Annotated in this window: 13 protein-coding genes; all 13 read left to right on the forward strand. The window is 53.5% G+C overall.

Annotated elements, in window-relative coordinates; genetic code table 11:
• Nucleotides 1-54 precede the first annotated feature (54 nt).
• Nucleotides 55-1,803 carry a tetratricopeptide repeat protein gene (locus J0A68_RS11655; protein ID WP_206578388.1) on the forward strand — a complete coding sequence of 583 codons (1,749 nt, stop codon included), beginning with the start codon at nt 55-57 and terminating at the stop codon, nt 1,801-1,803.
• A complete protein-coding gene (lolB1, locus tag J0A68_RS11660) occupies nt 1,796-2,533 on the forward strand; it encodes a lipoprotein insertase outer membrane protein LolB1 (RefSeq protein ID WP_206578389.1) in 738 nt (245 codons plus the stop codon). Before J0A68_RS11655 ends, lolB1 begins: the two co-directional genes overlap by 8 nt.
• 5 nt (nt 2,534-2,538) lie before the next feature.
• Nucleotides 2,539-3,780, forward strand: a complete 1,242-nt coding sequence (locus J0A68_RS11665) for a murein hydrolase activator EnvC family protein (RefSeq protein ID WP_206578390.1) — start codon at nt 2,539-2,541, stop codon at nt 3,778-3,780.
• A gap of 114 nt (nt 3,781-3,894) precedes the next feature.
• The gene (tatA, locus tag J0A68_RS11670) at nt 3,895-4,092 is read left to right on the forward strand and encodes a twin-arginine translocase TatA/TatE family subunit (protein WP_077353614.1); all 198 of its coding nucleotides are present in this window, start codon (nt 3,895-3,897) and stop codon (nt 4,090-4,092) included.
• An 18-nt stretch (nt 4,093-4,110) separates the two neighbouring features.
• Nucleotides 4,111-5,538, forward strand: a complete 1,428-nt coding sequence (gene gatA / locus J0A68_RS11675) for an Asp-tRNA(Asn)/Glu-tRNA(Gln) amidotransferase subunit GatA (protein ID WP_206578391.1) — start codon at nt 4,111-4,113, stop codon at nt 5,536-5,538.
• A gap of 12 nt (nt 5,539-5,550) precedes the next feature.
• A complete protein-coding gene (locus J0A68_RS11680; RefSeq protein ID WP_206578392.1) occupies nt 5,551-6,936 on the forward strand; it encodes a transglycosylase SLT domain-containing protein in 1,386 nt (461 codons plus the stop codon).
• A gap of 129 nt (nt 6,937-7,065) precedes the next feature.
• Complete coding sequence (locus tag J0A68_RS11685) at nt 7,066-8,163, forward strand: DUF4837 family protein (protein WP_206578393.1); 1,098 nt, start codon at nt 7,066-7,068, stop codon at nt 8,161-8,163.
• A gap of 16 nt (nt 8,164-8,179) precedes the next feature.
• On the forward strand, nt 8,180-10,453 hold the full coding sequence (locus J0A68_RS11690) for an NADP-dependent malic enzyme (protein ID WP_206578394.1): 2,274 nt from the start codon (nt 8,180-8,182) through the stop codon (nt 10,451-10,453).
• The gene (gene ruvA, locus J0A68_RS11695; protein WP_206578395.1) at nt 10,450-11,046 is read left to right on the forward strand and encodes a Holliday junction branch migration protein RuvA; all 597 of its coding nucleotides are present in this window, start codon (nt 10,450-10,452) and stop codon (nt 11,044-11,046) included. Before J0A68_RS11690 ends, ruvA begins: the two co-directional genes overlap by 4 nt.
• A 207-nt stretch (nt 11,047-11,253) precedes the next feature.
• A complete protein-coding gene (sov, locus tag J0A68_RS11700) occupies nt 11,254-18,195 on the forward strand; it encodes a T9SS outer membrane translocon Sov/SprA (RefSeq protein ID WP_236025550.1) in 6,942 nt (2,313 codons plus the stop codon).
• Between the two features lie 53 nt (nt 18,196-18,248).
• Entirely contained in the window at nt 18,249-18,623 is a 375-nt protein-coding gene (gene gcvH / locus J0A68_RS11705) for a glycine cleavage system protein GcvH (protein ID WP_206578396.1), read from the forward strand.
• A gap of 10 nt (nt 18,624-18,633) precedes the next feature.
• The gene (locus J0A68_RS11710) at nt 18,634-19,005 is read left to right on the forward strand and encodes a VanZ family protein (RefSeq protein ID WP_206578397.1); all 372 of its coding nucleotides are present in this window, start codon (nt 18,634-18,636) and stop codon (nt 19,003-19,005) included.
• A gap of 67 nt (nt 19,006-19,072) precedes the next feature.
• Nucleotides 19,073-19,753 (forward strand): energy transducer TonB, encoded by a 681-nt coding sequence (locus J0A68_RS11715; RefSeq protein ID WP_206578398.1) that lies wholly within the window; start codon nt 19,073-19,075, stop codon nt 19,751-19,753.
• The last annotated feature ends 123 nt before the right edge of the window (nt 19,754-19,876 follow it).

Consider the following 19,876-nt stretch of genomic DNA (forward strand, 5'->3'; position numbering starts at 1 on the left):
GGCAAACGAAATAGTCCAGTCGATTTGAGCAAAAGGCATTATGTTTGTTAATTGATGCAGCATTCCCGATTCACCGTGAGATTTACCCCGTTCGTATTCCTGTTTGCCTTTTTTTGCCTGGGTCATACCGCCGGTTTTTCCCAGCAGAAGCTTTCGCGAAAGGAATCAAAGCTTCAAGACCTCCAGGCCAGATCCAGCCGGTATTTTATCGAGGGTGAAAAAGCCCTCGTCCTGGGCGACCTGGAAAAGGCCTACTTCTATCTCCAGCATTCCCTGGAGCTGACCCCAGAAGAACCCGCCATCAACTACAAGATCGCGGAAGTACTCGTCCGCTCTGACCAGGCCCAAAAGGGTCTTCCCTTTGCGGAAAAGGCCGCCCTGGCCGACCCGGACAACAAGTACTACTCCCTCATGGTGGCGGAGATCTATACCAACCTCAAGCAGCCCATGAAGGCCGCCGAGATCCTGGATCGACTCACTGCCGACAGCGAGCAAAACCAGCAGTACAACCTCGACTTGGCCTCGATCTACCTCAATGCGGGGGAATTTGACAAAGCCCTCGTCGTCCTGGACAGAGCTGAGGACTACTACGGCGTCCGCGAACCCTTCACCGTGCAAAAGCAGCGGATCTACCTTCGGAAAAACGACCTGCCCCATGCCGTCATAGAAGGGGAAAAGCTCATCGAGGCGTTCCCCGGTAACCCGGCCTACGTCCTCAACCTGGTCGAAATCCTCTACAACAACGCCCGCCTCGACCAAGCCATGGCACTGGTCTCCGAGGAAATAGAAAAATACCCGAACCAGCCCGAACTACAGATGGCTGCCTATACCCTGCTCAAGGAAAAAGGGCAAGTGGCGCAAGCCAACGAGTACCTGATGTCGGCCTTCCGAAGCCCCGATTTGGACGGGGAGGTGAAGGCCAAGACCTTCAAGTCCATGCTGGCCGAGATGCAGACCTCCCAGCGCGACTCCCTGCTCGAGCAGATGGAAGCGCTGATGCTGGAACTCAACTCCGGCGATGCCATGGTCATGGAAGTGATCGGCGAGCGCAAAAAGAACAACGGCGACCTGCCCGCAGCCATAGACTACTACAAAAAATCCCTCCAGATCCAGCCCAAAAACGCCGCAATCCTGGAGCAGGTGATCCTGAATTCCTTTGGCGAAAGCCCGGACTTTGCGGAGATGGAGACCTATACCACCATGGGCGTGGACGAGTTTCCGGATGCGCCGGAGTTTTGGTTTTATGACGGCGTGGTCAAGTCGGCGAGAAAGAAGGACAGCCTGGCCGTACAGTCCCTCACGCGCTCCGTGGAGCTTAACGCCGGCAAGAACAACCAACTCGACCAGGTCGCCTTTGGCTCGCTGGGCAGCTCCTACTACAACCTGGGCGTGAAGGACTCCGCTTTTTTCTACTTCGAAAAAGCCCTCAAACTCAACCCCAACGACGAGCAGGTGCTAAACAATTATGCCTATTTCCTTTCGCTGGAAAAAAAGGATCTGGAAAAGGCCCGCACCATGTCCGAAAAGGTCATCAAAAAACACCCGAAAAACTCTACCTACCTCGATACATACGCCTGGGTTCTCTTTCAGATGGGCGCCTATGAGGAAGCCTCCCAGTACATGGGCGAGGCGATCCTCAACGATCCCGAGCCCAGCGGAGTCATGCTGGAGCACTATGGAGACATCCTGTTTCATCTTGGCAAAGTTTCTGAGGCGATGACCTGGTGGAGAAAAGCGGAAGGAAGCACCGAGGCTTCTGACAAGCTGGCTCAAAAACTAAAAGACGGAAAATACCATGAATAGACTTTTTGCTGGAGTGCTGGCACTCTTGGTCATCACCTTGGCGGGCTGCGCCAAAAAAGTAGTGCTCTATGAGGGAGAGGGCCAGATGGAGGAATTCCAACCTGTTCAGGCACAATACGACTACCTCAGCGCCAAAGCGAAGATCGTCATCGAGGAGGAGTCCGGCAAGATCACCCGCGGCACGCTAAACCTCCGCGCCAAAAAAGACAGCGTCCTTTGGTTCACCATGTCGCCGGGGATGGGAATGGAAGCGATCCGGGGCTTTTTCACCCAGGACAAAATCCAAATCCGGGATCGGGTGGGTCAGGATGACATCGACCTTACCTATGCGGACTTCGAGAAGTTTTATGGGCTAAAGCTCTCCCTGGAGCTCTTCCAAAATGTCCTTTGGGCAAATACGCCTTTTGAATTTGACTACCAAGACCGACTGGTACGGGTGGGCAAAAAGTTTGAGCTGACCCAGGTACGGGACAATGTCCGCTACTTTTCCAAGGTCGAGACCAGCCATGGCAAGGTCTCCGAGCTGGTGAGCAATTCCCTCGACGACCGGGGTTCGGTATTGGCCAGCTTCCCCAAGTTTCAGGATGCGGCCTCGCAGCCTTTTCCGGCAGAGGTGCTCTTCAAGCTGGCCTACCAGCTTCCCGAAGGCGGACAAAACACCATCATCCATGTGGAGTGGACTTCGATTGACCCCAACTCCCAAGCCCTGAGCTTTCCCTTCAGATTCTGATTTCCATGCGGATTTATAGATTTATCGCTTTCGTAGTACTGTTTCTTTTCGCGTGGAATGCGGAGACTTTTTCGCAGACCAAAAAAACCCGGGAAGAACTCGAACGGGAAAAAGCAGAAGTCCAGGCACGCCTGAGGGAGTTTGACGCCATCCTCAAGCAGACCACCGCAAACAAGAAAACCTCGCTGGGAGAGCTCAACGCGCTCACTCGGCAGTTTCAAACCCAAAACCGTCTCGTCAACACCCTGGATCGCGAAATCCGCCTCATCAACCAGGAAATATCCGATACCGAAAAGAAAATCTCCGACCTGGAATCCCAGCTCAAGGAGCTCAAAGCCGAGTATGCCCGCATGATCTATTCCTCCTCCAAGATCAACCGGGGGCTCTCCATCGTCGCCTTTGTCTTCAGCTCCGGCAACTTCAACCAGCTCTACATGAGACTGAAATACCTGCGTCAATACAGCGAAAGCCGCAAGCAGCAGGCCGCCCAGATCGAGAAACTTTCCCTCGAACTGGCCGACCAGCGGGCGCTGCTGGACGAGCGCAAAGCTGACAAGGTCGTCGTGCTGCAAGAGGAGCAAAAGGAAAAAGCAGAACTGGAGCGCTTGAGAAAAAGCCAGCAGGGCGTCGTCAACACCCTTTCGAAAAAAGAACGGGACATCCAGCGCCAGATCGCCGCTACCAAAAAACAGCAGGATCAGCTCAACAAGATGATCAAGCAGGTGATCGAGGAAGAAATCCGAAGAGCCGAGGCCGAGGCCAAAAAGGCCAACAGCACCACGACCAAAAAAGCCGGTACGAGCATGCCGATGACCCCGGAGGCAGCGGCGCTTTCCAGCTCATTTGCAGGCAACAAGGGCAAGCTGCCCTGGCCGGTCGAGACGGGCTTTGTCACCCAGCGCTACGGTACCTACCCTCACCCCACGCTGAAGGGCATCACCCTCGACAGCGACGGCATAGACATCCGTACCCAGCCCAACTCCAACGTGAGGGCGGTTTTTGACGGCACGGTGACCAAGATCACCACCATGCCAGGATACGGCGGTACCGTGATCATCAAGCACGGCGAATACTACACCATGTACAGCCGCCTGAAAAACATCAGCGTCAAATCCGGCCAAACCGTAAAGGCAAAAGACATCATCGGCCAAGTGGGGCAAAACGCCGAGGGCGAGTCTGAGGTCCATTTCCAGACCTGGAAAGGCCTGCAGATCATGGATCCCGCAACATGGATTACGTCCAGATAGCCGTGAAATTCGTATGTTCATAAAAAAGACCGATTGTCGCTAGCCTTATTTTTGGCTAAGAGAGTGACAGTTGTATCTTTGTAATCCTTTATATCCTTAAACAAATACACCATCATGACTACATTAGGTTTCATTCAAAACATGGGCGGGGGTTCGATCGTGTTGATCATTGTCGTAATCCTTTTGCTGTTTGGTGCTAAAAGGATCCCTGAATTGGCCCGCGGACTGGGTCGTGGCATCAGAGAGTTCAAAGACGCCACCAAGGAAATTCAGAACGATCTGGAAGATGGGCTGAAAGACAAGAAGAAGTAATCCCCTAAGCCAATACCCTTGGAAAAATTCGGTTCATTCGACGAAATCAAAAAATCGCTCGAAAAGAAGGAAACTGATTGCCGGGCAATCGTCACTCATTATCTACAGAACATCACGACGAAGGCGCATCTCAACGCCTTCGTTGAAGTTTATAAGGACTCCGCTCTAGCCAAGGCTGACCTGATCGACGAGAAAATCGCGAAGGGAAAGGCCGGAAAACTTGCCGGCATGGTCATCGGCATCAAGGATGTCCTCAACTATGCCGGACACGAGTCCAACGCCTCCTCGGCCATCCTCAAGGGCTATCAAGCCCAATTCACCACCACTGCCATCCAGAGACTGATCGCCGAAGACGCCATCATCATCGGCCGACTCAACTGCGACGAATTTGGAATGGGCAGCTCCAACGAAAACTCCGCCCACGGCAAGGTTCTCAACGCCCTCGACGAGACCCGCGTGCCTGGAGGGTCTTCCGGAGGCTCTGCGGTAGCCGTTCAGGCCAACCTCTGCACCGTGTCTCTCGGAACGGACACCGGCGGCTCCGTCCGCCAGCCCGCGGCATTCACCGGCGTGATTGGGATGAAGCCTACCTATTCGAGGGTCTCCCGCTGGGGGCTCATCGCCTACGCTTCCACCTTTGACACGATCGGGATCTTTTCCACCACGGTCAAAGACAACGCGCTGGTGATGGAAGTCATCGCAGGCCACGACGAGTTTGACAGCACTTCTTCGCGGAAGCCCGTCATGCACTACAGTGAGCTACTGCACTTTGAGAAAAAAGTAAAGGTCGCCTACCTCAAGGAAACCATGGAGTCTCCAGCGCTCCAGCCTGAAATCAGGAAAAACACGCTGGATATATTGGAAAAACTCCAAGCCGAAGGACACGAGGTCAAGGAGGTGCAGTTTCCGCTGCTGAAGTATCTGCTGCCTACCTACTACATCCTCACCACGGCCGAAGCCAGCTCCAACCTCTCCCGCTTTGACGGGGTGAAATACGGCTACCGTACGCCAAACGCCCACAACCTCGAAAGCATGTACAAGCTTACCCGCAGCGAAGGCTTCGGCGAAGAGGTGAAAAGAAGGATCATGCTGGGGACCTTTGTCCTTTCAGCAAGTTATTATGATGCCTATTTCACCAAGGCACAGAAGGTCAGAAGGTTGATAAAAGATTTTACCGAAAATCTTTTGGATGATTTTGACTATATTATTATGCCAACCACGCCCTCCACGGCGTTTAAGTTTGGTGAGCACAGTGGCGATCCTGTGGCGATGTATCTGGAGGACCTCTTCACCGTACAAGCCTCGGTATCAGGAGTTCCGGCGATCTCCATCCCCAACGGCAGCGACGATTCTGGCATGCCGATTGGACTACAGGTGATATCCAACTCCTTCAAAGAAGCTGAACTGTATAGCTTCAGTAACTATTTGACCAAATTGACCTCTTAAAACAAACTATTGATGAAAAAGTCTTTGCGCAGCGTAATCATTCCGGTACTAGTCACTTGCATGATCCCTCTGACCGAAGCTTTCTCTCAAGAAGAGCCCCTGGAAGCTGCGGTACTGATCTCAGAAGAGGTCTTGCCCAACTACCACTACGAATACGTCCCGGACTTCACCTACGCGGAAGTCGAGCAGCGGATCAAGTCCATGAAAACGGGCATGCCTTTCGAGCTCAACGACAAGATTTTTTCTTTCATCCAGTACTTCACCGTCCGCAACAGGGACTACACCAAGATGGTGCTGGCGCGAAAGGACATCTATTTCCCCCTTTTCGAATCTACCCTCGAAAAGCATGAGATGCCTGCGGAAATCGAGTACCTCTCCATCGTCGAGTCAGGACTAGATCCGCAGATCAAGAGCCGAGTCGGCGCTATGGGCCTTTGGCAATTTATGCCCGCCACGGGCAGGATGTATGGCATGGAGGTCAACTCCGACGTGGACGACCGCATGGATCCCGAGCTCTCCACAGAGGCGGCAGCCAAGTATCTGAAGTCGCTCTATCGGATGTTTGGAGATTGGGAAGTGGCCCTCGCTGCGTACAATTGTGGACCGGGCAACGTCAGAAAAGCAATCCGAAGATCCGGGGGAAAGAAGACCTTTTGGGGTATCTATAACTACCTCCCCAAAGAGACCCGCAGCTACGTGCCGCAGTTTCAGGCTTTCCTCTATGTGCTCAACAATCTGGAGGCCCACAATTTCAGTTTGGAAGAGCCCACCTATCCCATCGAATACGAAAAGATCAGATTTGACCGCGCATTCAGCCTGGACCGCTTGTCTGAGCTGACCGAAATATGCATTGGAGACCTGGAGCATCTAAACCCCTCCATCAAACGCAGAAACATCCCGGAGAGCAACCGCAGCATGCAGGTCAGAATCCCGAAATCCAAAGCCCTGTATCTCAAGGAAAACCTGGCCTGGATAGGAGATTCCCTCGGCAGCCAACCTACCGTGTTGCTGGCCTCCAACTCAGCCAACCTGGTCACCGTGGAAAAAGCCGTCGCTTCCAGCACCTCAAACCGCATCGCCTATCGGGTAAGATCGGGAGATGTGCTTGGCAAAATCGCCTCCAGACACGGCGTGAGCGTCACCCAAGTCAAAGAGTGGAACAACCTCACCTCCAACCTGATCAAAGTCGGCCAGACTCTCTACATCTACGACGGCAAAGCCCCGGCCTCGGAGCGCCTCGCCGAAAACTCCTCCGGCCAACTCACCTACACCGTGCGCCCCGGAGACTCGCTGTGGATCATTTCCCAAAAGCACTCCCTGACCGTGGAACACATCAAAAGGCTGAACAACCTCAACTCCAACAACATCAAGCCCGGCCAAAAACTGATCATTGGATAGACCTTCTTTTTAAGCTTCTCCATCCACCCTCAACGTAATTAAAGTAATTTAACTCAGTATTTAATTTCTAAAAACCGAGCAGACTCGGTTTTAGTCATTAACTTGAGGTCTCGCTTAAACAAGACAACCATGAAAGCCCTATCCTATATCGCAGTCATTCTGTTTTCTGCCATCCTGATCTCCTGTGGCGAAGGAGGAGGAGGCTTGGGTGAAAACTCCAAGCCCAAAGCCAGAGGATCCGTCGGAGAAATCGTCCTAGCAATCGACTCCACCAAATGGGCCGGACCCGTGGGGGATGAGCTCAGGGAGATTTTCGAAGCCGACTTGCCTGGCATGCTTCGCTCAGAGACGATGTTTAAGGTCCATCGTGTGGACCCAAGGGCTATGACCCGCATGCTGAAGATGTACACCAACCTGGTGTACGTCACCACTTTCGACGATAAGAAAGGCGGAAGCCAAGTAATCAATGCACAGTTTAGCAAAGAGTCCAAGGAAAAGGCCGCAGCGGACCCCAGCCTGTACTCCCTGAGAATGGAGGATGAGTTTGCTGCCGGACAGGAGGTGCTTTATCTGTTTGGAAATACCGAGGAGGAGCTCATCGCCAACCTGAAAAAGAACAAGGACCGACTGCAAAATCTCTTCGAAGTAAGAGAGCGGGGAAGGTTGGAAAAGCCGCTTTTCGCAAGGAAAAACTCCGCAGCCGAGCACGAGGCGCGCACCAAGCTGGGCATCGAGATCCAGGCGCCCGCATCCTATCAGATCGCCAAAACAAGCGAGGATTTCCTCTGGCTGAGATCCCCCTCTCCTACCGACAGACGTCCAGACATCAGCATCTTTTTCTTTGAGACCGACTATACCTCGGAGGAGCAGACCTTCCCGGCAAATATCCTGGCACTCAGGGACTCCATCGCCGGCATTCATGTATTTGGTGATCCGGAGGATCCCAGCTCTTTCATGACCAGTGAAAAACAAATCCCACCGGCTTTCCGAAACATGGTGATTAATGATAATTTTACGGTCGAAATCAGAGGCACCTGGAAGACCAACAACCTCAGCATGGGGGGGACTTACTTGGGATATGTGATGGTGGATCCGGCCAAGGGCAAGCTGTACTACATGGAGGGATTTGTCTACTTCCCCAATGAAGTCCATCGGGATGCCCTTCGCGAGATCCAGACCATCCTGCTGAATACCGACGTAAGCTGGACGGAAAACCAGGGGGCCTGATCTATTCCACCCAAATATGACTATCAAAATCCGCAAAGAAGACGCCCTAAACTACCATAGCCAGGGCTCACCAGGAAAAATTGAAGTAATCCCCACCAAGCCAGTTTCCAGCCAGATCGACCTTGCGCTCGCCTACTCCCCGGGAGTCGCCGAGCCGTGCAAAGAAATCGCCATCGATCCGGAAAACAGCTACAAATACACTGCTAAAGGCAACCTCGTCGCGGTCATCTCCAACGGTACCGCCGTGCTTGGCCTTGGCGACATCGGAGCAGCCGCATCCAAACCCGTGATGGAAGGAAAGGGAGTCCTTTTCAAGAAGTTTGCGGGAATCGACGTCTTTGACCTAGAAGTCGACGAAAAAGACCCCAAAAAACTCATCCAGATCATCAAGTCACTGGAACCCACTTTTGGGGGAATCAACCTGGAAGACATCAAAGCCCCGGAGTGCTTTGAGATCGAGCAGACCCTGAAGCAGGAGATGAACATCCCCGTGATGCACGACGACCAGCACGGCACTGCGATCATCTCTGGCGCAGCCCTGATGAATGCGCTGGAAATCGTGGGCAAAAAAATCGACGAGATCAAGCTCGTCGTGAGTGGAGCAGGCGCTGCGGCGATTTCCTGCCTTCGCTTCTACGTCAGCCTCGGAGTGAAGCGTGAAAACATCATCGCCTGCGACAAGGACGGCGTGATCCGCACTGACCGCCCGGGACTCTCGGACATCCACCGCGAATTTGCCACCACCAAAGACATCCACCACATCCGCGAGGCCCTGCCCGGAGCGGACGTGTTTTTGGGCCTTTCCGCCGGCAACATCATCACCCAGGAGATGATCCTGTCCATGGCGCCAGACCCCATCGTTTTTGCCCTGGCTAATCCAGATCCAGAAATCTCCTACGAGCTCGCAGTGGCTACCCGCAAGGACGTGATCATGGCCACCGGCCGCTCCGACCATCCCAACCAAGTCAACAACGTATTGGGTTTTCCCTACATTTTCCGGGGAGCGCTGGACGTGAGGGCGACCGCCATCAACGAAGAAATGAAGCTGGCCGCGGCACATGCCATCGCCAAGCTGGCAAAAGAACCGGTCCCTGAAATCGTGAACAAAGCTTACGGAGACTCCAATTTGGCTTTTGGAAGGCTCTATCTCATCCCGAAGCCGGTGGACCCGAGACTCATCACCACCATCGCTCCGGCGGTGGCCAAGGCGGCGATAGATTCCGGCGTAGCCAAAAAGCTCATCCATGACTGGGAAGCCTACGAGCTCGATCTCCAAAAGCGCATCGGTATCGACCAGCGACTCATGTCCATCGTCATCGGCCGGGCGAAAAAAGACCCGAAACGGGTGGTATTTGGCGAGGCGGACAACCTCAAGATCCTCAAAGCAGCCCAAATTCTGCGCGACGAAAAAATCGCCATACCGATCCTGCTGGGCAATCGGGAGCGAATCCTGGAACTGATCGAGGGCAACGCCCTGGACCTCACCCAGGTGACGATCATCGATCCGGTGGAGGAGCATGCGATGATCGAGAAATTCTCCAAAATCCTCTACAAAAAGCGCCAGCGCAAAGGCATGACGATCTTCGACGCGAAAAGGCTGGTAAGAGAGCGAAACTACTTCGGCGCTTTGATGGTGGAAACAGGCTCTGCCGATGCCTTTATCTCCGGACTTACCCGCGACTATCCAAAGACCATTTTGCCTTCCCTACATACCATCGGTGTCAAAGAAGGGGTAAATCGCGTGGCGGGGATGTACATCATGAACACGCCAAAAGGGCCCTATTTCCTGGCTGACGCCACGGTAAACGTCAACCCTACAGCGGAGGAACTCTGCGATATCATCGGCTTGACTGCCAATGCCGTGAAGTTTTTCAACATGGAACCCAAGATTGCTTTGCTTTCCTACTCCAACTTTGGCTCCGCCCAAGGGGAAATCCCCGCGAAAATGGCGAAGGCAACAGCTCTCGCGAAAGCAAAGTACCCTGAGCTGGTCATCGAGGGCGAAATGCAGGCCAACGTAGCGCTCAACCAGGAGATCCAGCGGGAAGTATATCCCTTCTCCAAGCTTGCAAAAAATGCCGTAAATACGCTGATTTTCCCAGATCTAGCCTCCAGCAACATCGCCTACAAGCTCCTCGCCGAGCTGGGCAATGCCGAAGCCATCGGGCCTATCCTCCTAGGGATGAACAAGCCCGTCCACATCCTCCAGCTGGGCAGCTCCATCCGCGAAATCGTCAACATGGTAGCCATCGCTGTGGTGGATGCCCAATCTTCCGAAGGAATACTATGATCGCATACCTGAATGGCAGACTCGTCTTCAAAGACCCCACCTACGTCATCATCGACGTGGCCGGGATAGGCTATCAGGTCAAGATTTCCCTTCAGACATACAGCAAGATCAAAGATGAGGAGCAGATTCGGCTCCTCACCTTTTTGCATATCAAAGAGGACGCACATACCCTCTATGGCTTCAAAGAGGAGTCCGAAAAGAAACTTTTTCTCCTGCTCATCTCCATCACGGGAGTGGGCCCCAATACCGGCCTGATGATCCTCTCATCGCTCAGCACCGAGGAGATCGAGCATGCCATTCTATCCGGCGATGTGGCCACCATCCAGGCCGTGAAAGGCATCGGTGCCAAGACCGCCCAGCGGATCATTTTGGAGCTGAAAGACAAGGTCGGCAAGCAGGGCACCGGGGAAACCACCACGCCGCTAGGCTTCCTGAAAACAAGCAATAAAATCCGCGAGGAGGCGTTACAAGCCTTGATCACCTTAGGATTCCCCAAAGCCGCAGCGGAGAAAAATATCGCCCAGGCGCTCAAAAAAAGCAATGGTGAAATTTCCTTAGAAGATTTAATTAAAGCATCTTTAAAGACACTATAATTTGAAGCTGGATTGAACTTTCAGGAGTTACTGACTTTCTACAGAAGCGAATTTAGAAGTCACGGGCCTGTTTTTGTTTTCCTGTTGGCCTTACTATTTGCAATTTCTCCTCTCAGTGCCCAACAAGTTGCAGTAGATAGCACCCAATCCCGTATCGATTCCCTAAATCTGCGCAGGCTGTCACCTTCATTTTTGCTCTGGCAAAATATGAGGACCAACCCCCTGAATCCAAACCGCAATCCTTTTTTGCGGCCCAAATCCCCCTTTATCCCAGCGCCCCCGGTGGACCAGGAGATCAAGGTATTGATCGACTCCACGCTGAAATACAACATAGTGGACCAGCTCGACACCAACCGCCTGGGCAATGAGCAGGAATACGATTTTGACAGGTTTTCGCAGATGCAGGAGTACCGCGTCAGGCAGGAATACTGGCGGTCTCGGGCGCGAGGCATGGATGGAGAAAGCGCCGTCGAAGGCCGGAGCCTCATCCCTCCCTTGACGGTGAGCCCCTCTTTTGACCGGATCTTTGGTGGAAGCGAAATCAACATCGTCCCTACCGGCTATGTTAACCTGGATTTCGGCGGGATTTTCCGACGGGTGGACAACCCTACCCTGCCTATCCGCCAGCAGCAGAATGGCGGGTTCAACTTCCAGCAGCAGATCCAGATGGCGGTCAATGGCTCCCTCGGCCAAAAAATGAAGATCGCCGCCAACTTCGATTCCAACAATTCCTTTGACTTCCAAAACCAGCTCAAGGTCGAATACGACGGTTTTGAGGAAGACATCCTGCAGTCCATCGAGATCGGCAACGTCAGCATGCCCATCCAAAACCGCCTCATCCAGGGCGCCCAGAATCTCTTTGGGGTAAAGACCCAGATGCGATTTGGCAAGCTCAACGTGACCGCCGTCGCCTCGACCCAGCGGGGACGCAGGGACAATCTGGTGATCGACGCCAACGGACAAGGCAGGTCTTTTGACATCCAAGCTTCCAAATACGACGAAAACCGCCACTTCTTTCTCGCCCACTTCTTTCGGGACAACTACGAAAAATGGCTGAGGGGGCTGCCCCAGGTGCTCTCGGGCGTCACCGTCACCCGCATCGAGGTGTACATCATGAACAGGGCGACCAACACCGAAACCCTAAGGAACTTCGCCGCTTTCATGGACATGGGCGAAGGCCGGGTAATCTACAACCCCTCCAACCCCAACATTGGCCCCGGCAACCCGAGCGCCCCCGCCGGAAACGGAGCCAACCAGCTCTACTCCAACCTTTCGACCAATCCGTCCTTCAGGCCTTTCGACACAGGATCCAGAGCCATCGAGTCCAGCTTGGGACTGCGCAAAGGAGTGGACTTTGAGCAAATCAACGGCGCCCGCAAACTCGACCCCACCGAGTACTTCTTCAACCCCCAACTTGGCTACGTGTCGCTTTTTCGCAGGCTGCAAAACGACGAGATCCTGGCAGTCTCCTTCGAATACACCTACAACGGGCAGGTTTACAAAGTCGGGGAACTCACCGAAGACTATCAGGCCCGCGGCGAGGACGAGCTTATTTTCCTGAAAATGCTCCGTCCCAACCGAATCAATCCGAAGATCCCAACTTGGGATCTGATGATGAAAAACGTCTATAGCCTCAATGCAAGCCAGATTTTGAGGGACGGATTCCAGCTACAGGTCATCTATCGGGACGACCGCACCGGGCTGGACAACCCATCCCTGCTCGAAGGCGCCAACGTCAAAGACAAGCCTTTGATCCGGCTTACCGGGCTGGACAACCTCAACCCTCAAAACGATCCCGCACCAGACGGTAACTTCGACTACATCGAAGGCCTCACCATGCTCTCCGACCGGGGGCTGTTGATCTTTCCTGTCTTGGAGCCTTTTGGGTCCAACTTGGACAAATACTTCCTGGACCAAGAGCTGGTCTACAAAGACAAATACGTGTACGACACCCTCTACCGCACCACGCAGGCGGATGCGGAGCTGGTCACCCGACTCAACAAATACTTCATCAAGGGAAGACTGACCGCTGGCTCTGCCAGCGAAATCCAGCTGCCTGGCTTGAATATCGCCCCCGGCTCGGTGATCGTGCAGGCGGGGAATATCCCCCTGACCGAGGGTGTGGACTTTACCATCGACTACAACGTCGGCCGTCTGGTGATCATCAACGACGCCATCCTCCAATCCGGCAAGCAGATCAACGTCAGCTTCGAAAAGGCGGATCTGGTCTCCTTCCAGACCCGCAGTCTGTTAGGCACGAGGCTGGACTACCTTGCCAGCAAAAAGCTGAACATCGGAGGCACGTTCATGTACCTCAACGAGCGCCCCAACGTCAGCCGCATCGCCACGGGCAACGAAACCCTGAGAAACAGCCTCTGGGGATTGGATGTGAACTTCAACGACGAGTCGCGCTGGCTGACCAAGCTCGCAGACGCCCTTCCGTTCACGGACACCAAGGAAAAGTCCCTGGTTCAGTTTAACGCTGAGTTCGCACACCTCATCCCCGGCACCTCCAATACGGTGGACGGGGACGCGGCTTCCTACATCGACGACTTTGAGGCGGCGGTGACGCCCTTTTACCTCGGAGCGGCGGCAAACCAAAACTGGAAGCTTTCCTCGACCCCAAAGACTCCCACAAACAAGTTTGACCTGAGCCAGCAAACCGAGGACAACCTGGGAAGTGCATACCGAAGAGCTCGGCTGGCCTGGTACAACATCGACAACATCTTCTACCGGGAAAACGGACCCGGAGTGCCGACCAACCTCACCCCACAGGACAAGCGCAACCACTACGTAAGACGGGTGGTACCCCAGGAGATTTTCAAAAACCAGGATCGAGACGTCATCGTCGTACCCCAACCGCTTTTTGAAATGGCCTTCTTCCCAAGCGAAAGGGGCATGTTTAACTACAACCCCAACCTGGACTTTGACGGCCTGCTGCCCAACCCTAGACTCAACTACGGCGGGATCACCCGGGCGATCACCACGGAGGTGGACTTTGATCGGACCAACATCGAGTACATCGAATTTTGGCTCATGGATCCCTTCATCTCCGGGGAAAACGGGAAGGTGCTCGACGGGATTTTCAACCAAAACAACACCACGGGCGGTAAGCTTTTCATCAACCTGGGCGACATCTCGGAAGACGTGATGCGGGATGGCTCCCATGCCTTTGAAAATGGACTCCCTGCCGACGGCGATCCCTCGGAAACCGGACAAAACGAATGGGGCAGGATCACGCGTGAACAATACTTGATTCCGGCATTTGACAACTCTGAGTCCTCCCGTCCCAACCAGGACGTAGGCTTGGACGGCCTGAAAAACCAAGACGAGCAGGCCTTTTTCCAAAGCAGATACCTGGATCGGCTCAGCGTGTCCCAAGCGGCCAGAAGCGCGATCCTCCAGGACGTTTCGGGAGATGCCTTTCAGTACTACCTGGACGAGCGCTTTGACCAGGCCGACGTCAAGATCCTGGAACGCTACAAGAAATTCAACGGCATGGAGGGCAACACTCCCGTCAGCGCCGACCCCAGCCTCCCCTACACTCCCTCTGGAGGCAACATGCCGGACAACGAAGACCTGAACAGCGACAACACCATCAATGAGCTGGAAAACTACTACGAGTACGAGATCGATCTCCGACCTGACCAGCTCAACGTTGGCGAAAACTACATCGTGGATAAAGTCACCAACACCGATGGGGGCGAAGAGGTCAGCTGGTATTTGTTCAGGGTTCCTGTCCGCCAGCCAGACCGGGTGGAGGGAGAAATTTCAGGATTCAAATCCATTCGTTGGTTGCGGACCTATCTGACCGACTTCCAGCAGCCCGTGGTGTTGAGAATGGCGGAGTTTCGCATGGTCGGCAGCCAGTGGCGGGTTTTCCAGGAGTCGCTGTACGAAAAGGGCTTTTCGGAAATCCCCGAGCCAGACATCTCCAATGTCGTCGTGGACGTGGTGAATATCGAGCAAAACTCACAGGGCAACGACAAGCAAAGTCCCTACGTGCTGCCTCCTGGCATCAACCGAGATCGGGACAACACCTCTACCGTGGAAAGAAGGCTGAACGAACAGTCCCTGCGCGTGTGTGTGGAAGACTTGGCTCCCAAGGATGCCCGCGGGGTATTCAAAAACCTCAACTACGATCTGGTCCAGTACGAGCGGATCAAGATGTTTTTCCATGCCAACAGCGAGGATGCCCGAGACGGGGAAGTGAGTGCTTTCCTGAGACTGGGCACCGACTACACGGACAACTACTACGAAATCGAGGTTCCGCTGCTCATCTCTCCTCTCGGCACCAACGACCAGCGCGCCGTATGGCCGCTGGAAAACGAAATCGACATCGCTATCCAAGAAATCGTCGGCGTCAAGGTGGACCGGGACAACAGCCAGTCACCGCTCAACCTGCCCTATTCCAAGGAAATCCGCCAGTACAAAGTCACCGTGGTCGGACGACCTGAGCTCAGCATGGTACAGAGCATGATGATCGGCGTGCGCAATCCCGGCACTGGAATCGGCTCTTCCAAGACCCTCTGCCTCTGGGCCAACGAGCTGCGGGTCACCGGCTTCACCAAAAGCAACGGCTGGGCGGCAAATGCCTTCCTGAACGCCAAGATCGCCGACGTCGCGGTAGTCTCTGCCTCCGTGCGCCACAATTCCATCGGTTTTGGCGGGCTGGAGACCAAGCTTTCGCAGCGCACCAGACAGGCCACCACCCAGTATGACATCTCCACCAATGTGGAAGTAAACAAGCTTCTTCCCGAGGCCTTGGGTGTCAGCATACCGATGTATTTCTCCGTGGAAAACTCCAGCACCCGACCGGAGTACGACCCGCTGAATCCCGACGTGCCCTTTGAAGTGGCTCTGGGAAAATTTGAAACCAGCGCGCAGCGTGATGAATACAGAAACATCGCCCTGGATCAGCTCAACCGCCGAAACCTAAGCTTCAACAACGTCCGCAAGATCAAGCGGAATCCAGACTCTCCCAACCGGTTTTACGACCTGTCCAACTTTGCCTTCTCCTATGCCGTGGGCTCAGTGACCCAGTCCAATGCCCAAATCCAAAACTACGTCTTCAAGACTAACCGGGGAAACATCACGTACAGCTTCCAGCCCAAGGAATTGCGCATCGCGCCCTTCGAAAACAAGGAAGGAATGACCTCGCCCTACTTGCGTCTATTGAAGGATTTTAACCTAAACCTCGCTCCAACTACGGTGCTGGCCAGACTGGACGTGGATCGCCGCTTCTTGAGATCCCAATACCGCAACGACCAGCTGAGCACCTCCGGCGTGGACCCGCTGTTTCAAAAGTCCTTCTTCATGAACAGGTCCTTCAACATCAACTGGGACCTGTCCAACAGCCTGAGGGTGGATTTTGCGTCCAGCGCAAATGCGATCGTGGACGAACCCGAAGGCGATCTGGACACCGAAGCCAAGCGCGACTCGGTCAAATACAACGCTTGGAGATTTGGACGGACGACCAATTACAACCACGTAGCGTCCATCAACTACGCCATTCCCCTGGCGAAAATCCCAGCCACCGACTGGATCCAGACAGACTACAAATACATCGCCTCCTACACCTGGCAGACCGGCTCGATGGGCCAAAAAGACACGCTCGGAAACGTGATCTTCAACACCCGTGACCAAAGCCTGACCGGAAAACTGGACCTGGTCAAGCTTTACAACAAAAACAAAAAGCTAGCTGCCCTGAATGCCCCCAAGCGGCCAGCCATACCTGGCCGGGCGACGCAGACCACGGCCGAGGACACGATCGGCACGCCGTTCAGCAACAAACTGATGAAGTTCCTCATGATGACCAAGGAACTGACCTTCTTCTATGGCCTGATCGAGGGCACCTTCCTGCCCGGCTACATGCCCAACACCGGCCTGCTGGGCATGGACCGGGCCTGGGACAATCCTAGCTGGGCCTTTGTGTTTGGTAGCCAAAACTCCAGCCTTCGGTACAACCTGGCGGAAAACGGACAAATCGCACCTAGCTCCGAATTGACCCAAACCTTCAAGCAAAACCGGGCGATGACGCTGCGCCTCAGCGGTATCGTGGAGCCGATTCGGGACTTTCGGGTGACGCTGGAGGCGAGAAAAAGGGAAATCGGCGACTATCAGGAAATATTCCGAAACTCCATCGATGACCCGGGCAGCTACCAAAGTGTCAGTCCGAACAGGCTCAGCTCGTACTCCATCACCACCATCATGCTGGGGACGTCCTTTAGCAGGGATGACTCCCAAAACAACTCTCCGCTCTTCACCAACCTGGAAAACTACCGCGCGACGATCAAGGCGAGGCTGGATGGGGAAGCGACCTCGCCAGGCGAGTACGGGCTCAACGGACAGGATGTCTTGATCCCGTCCTTTCTCGCCGCCTACCTCGGCAAAGATCCCGACGAGGTCAAGCTCAATCCTTTCCCGAAAACTCCCCTGCCCAACTGGAGAGTGGACTATCGCGGCCTGTCTAGGCTCAAAGGCCTCAGCGACAAGTTTAGCAGCATCAACCTCACCCACAGCTACTCGTCGACCTACGACGTCAGCAACTTCTCCAATTCCCTGCAGTACCAGCAGGGACTGGAGCTCTACAACAACCTCCAAGAGATGCGCCAGCCGGACATCACCAACGAGGACGGCCAGTTTATCCCGGTCTATATCCTCAACGACGTCGTGCTGAGCGAGCGCTTTGGCCCGCTCATCGGACTGGACATGATGACCAAAACCCGCCTAAACGTGATCGTCAACTACGGACGAGAGCGCACCCTTGGCATGAACTTCTCCAACTCCCAGGTGACGGAACAAAGAAGCAGCGACTTTGGGTTTACCCTGGCCTACACCAAGGCCGGCGTCAAAGTGCCTTTCAAAATACAGGGAAGCCAAAAAGTGCTCAAAAACGACCTGCAGCTGCGGCTGGATTCCAAAGTGACCGACGTGCGACAGGTCCAGCGAAAAATCGAAGAGGGCAGCACGGTCACCAATGGAAACCTAAACATCCAGATCCGACCTACCGTGGGCTACGTGATCAACCAAAACCTGAATTTGACCATCTATTTTGAGCGGACCATCAACGATCCCCGGGTCACGACCGCGTACAAACGATCCTCCACCGCCTTTGGTGGACAGCTGCGATTTAATTTGTCCCAATAGATTTCAATCTCGGGCGATTCCTTTTATTTTTGGCCATTCTAATCGAACTAATCATGAATTTTCCACAAGAACTAAAGTACACCAAAGACCACGAGTGGGTTAAAATCGAAGGAGACGTAGCAACGATCGGCATCACCGAATTTGCCCAAAAAGAACTGGGAGACATCGTCTATGTGGAAGTGGAAACCGTAGGCGAGACGATCGAAGCAGGTGAGGTTTTTGGCACAGTGGAAGCTGTCAAAACCGTCTCTGACCTTTTCATGCCCCTGAGCGGTGAGATTCTGGAATTCAACGAAGAGCTGGAATCCTCTCCCGAGCTGGTCAACGAATCCCCTTACGAATCCGGCTGGATGGTGAAGGTGAAAATCGTGGGCGAACCTGCTGACCTGCTCGATGCAGCAGCATACGCAGAGCTGGTTGGGGAGTAAATCAGCAGCCTTGAGACTGTTTTTTGCCTGCTGTTGGCTGGTAGCCATTGCCATCGCCATGCTCACGCCGGGCACCAAATTGCCGGAAGTGGACTTGTTCGATTTTCAGGACAAAGTCGTTCATCTACTGGTCTTTTTCGTACAGGGATATCTTTGGAGCGGCGTGGGAGTAGACAAGGGGCAAGCCTCGATAAAAAACCCAAGAATCCTCTGGAATTTCGTCCTTTTCGGGATAGCCATTGGGATTGTATTGGAATCTTTGCAACAATTTATCCCCTTTCGGTCGTTTGACATGATAGACATGATTGTCAACGGAGTAGGTGCAAGTTTGGGATTGTTGGCCTATTTAAAATGGCCGTCCATTAAATACATTTTGGAATAATCTTCAATAATCCTTACACTTGTTATTCAGATTTCGAAAAGATTAACCTGTAAAAACCAATTTCACCATGGAAGCAAAAAAGTCTCCAAAAGCTGATCTAACCAAGTCAGTTGGTATGTTTACCAACTTGGGGTTAGCAGTAGCTGTTGGGCTTACACTTGCTGCTTTCGAATATAAGTCATACGACGACTCAGGTCTTAAGGATCTGGGAGCTGTGGCTGACAACTTCGAAGAGTTGCTTGATGTGCCTATCACAGAACAGCCACCTCCCCCTCCACCCCCACCGCCAATGGAACAGCCTATCATTGAGGAAATTCCAGATGAGGTAGAGATCGAGGACAAAATCGAAGTAAACTTCGACGTGGACGTAAAAGAAACCACTGTCATCAAAGAGGTGGTCATCGCGGAAGCTCCAGTAGAAGAGAAAGCTGACGAGATCTTTGACGTCGTAGAGACTCAGCCAAATCCTCCGGGAGGTATGTCAGGTTGGAACCAATATCTTTCCAAAAACCTGAAGTACCCAACCCAGGCGAGAAGAATGGGTATCGAAGGTACTGTAATCGTGGTGTTCGTAATCAACACTGACGGATCCATCCAAGACGTAGAAGTCTTGAGAGGTATCGGCGGAGGTTGCGACGAAGAAGCGGTGAAAGTAGTAGAAGAGGCTCCGAAGTGGGAACCAGGTAAGCAAAGAGGCCGTCCGGTTCGTACTCGAATGAGACTTCCGATCCGATTCAAACTCAGCTAAGACAAGAATTACGAGACCCGAGCAATCGGGTCTTTTTTTTGCCTCTTTCCTTAAAACTCTTTCAATAGTTAAAAAACGTTAGGGAAATAGTGTTTCCAGATTTTCGTAGCTAAATTCTGTCAA

Origin of the sequence: Algoriphagus oliviformis (assembly GCF_017254915.1) — a bacterium.
GTDB classification, from domain to species: Bacteria; Bacteroidota; Bacteroidia; order Cytophagales; family Cyclobacteriaceae; genus Algoriphagus; species Algoriphagus oliviformis.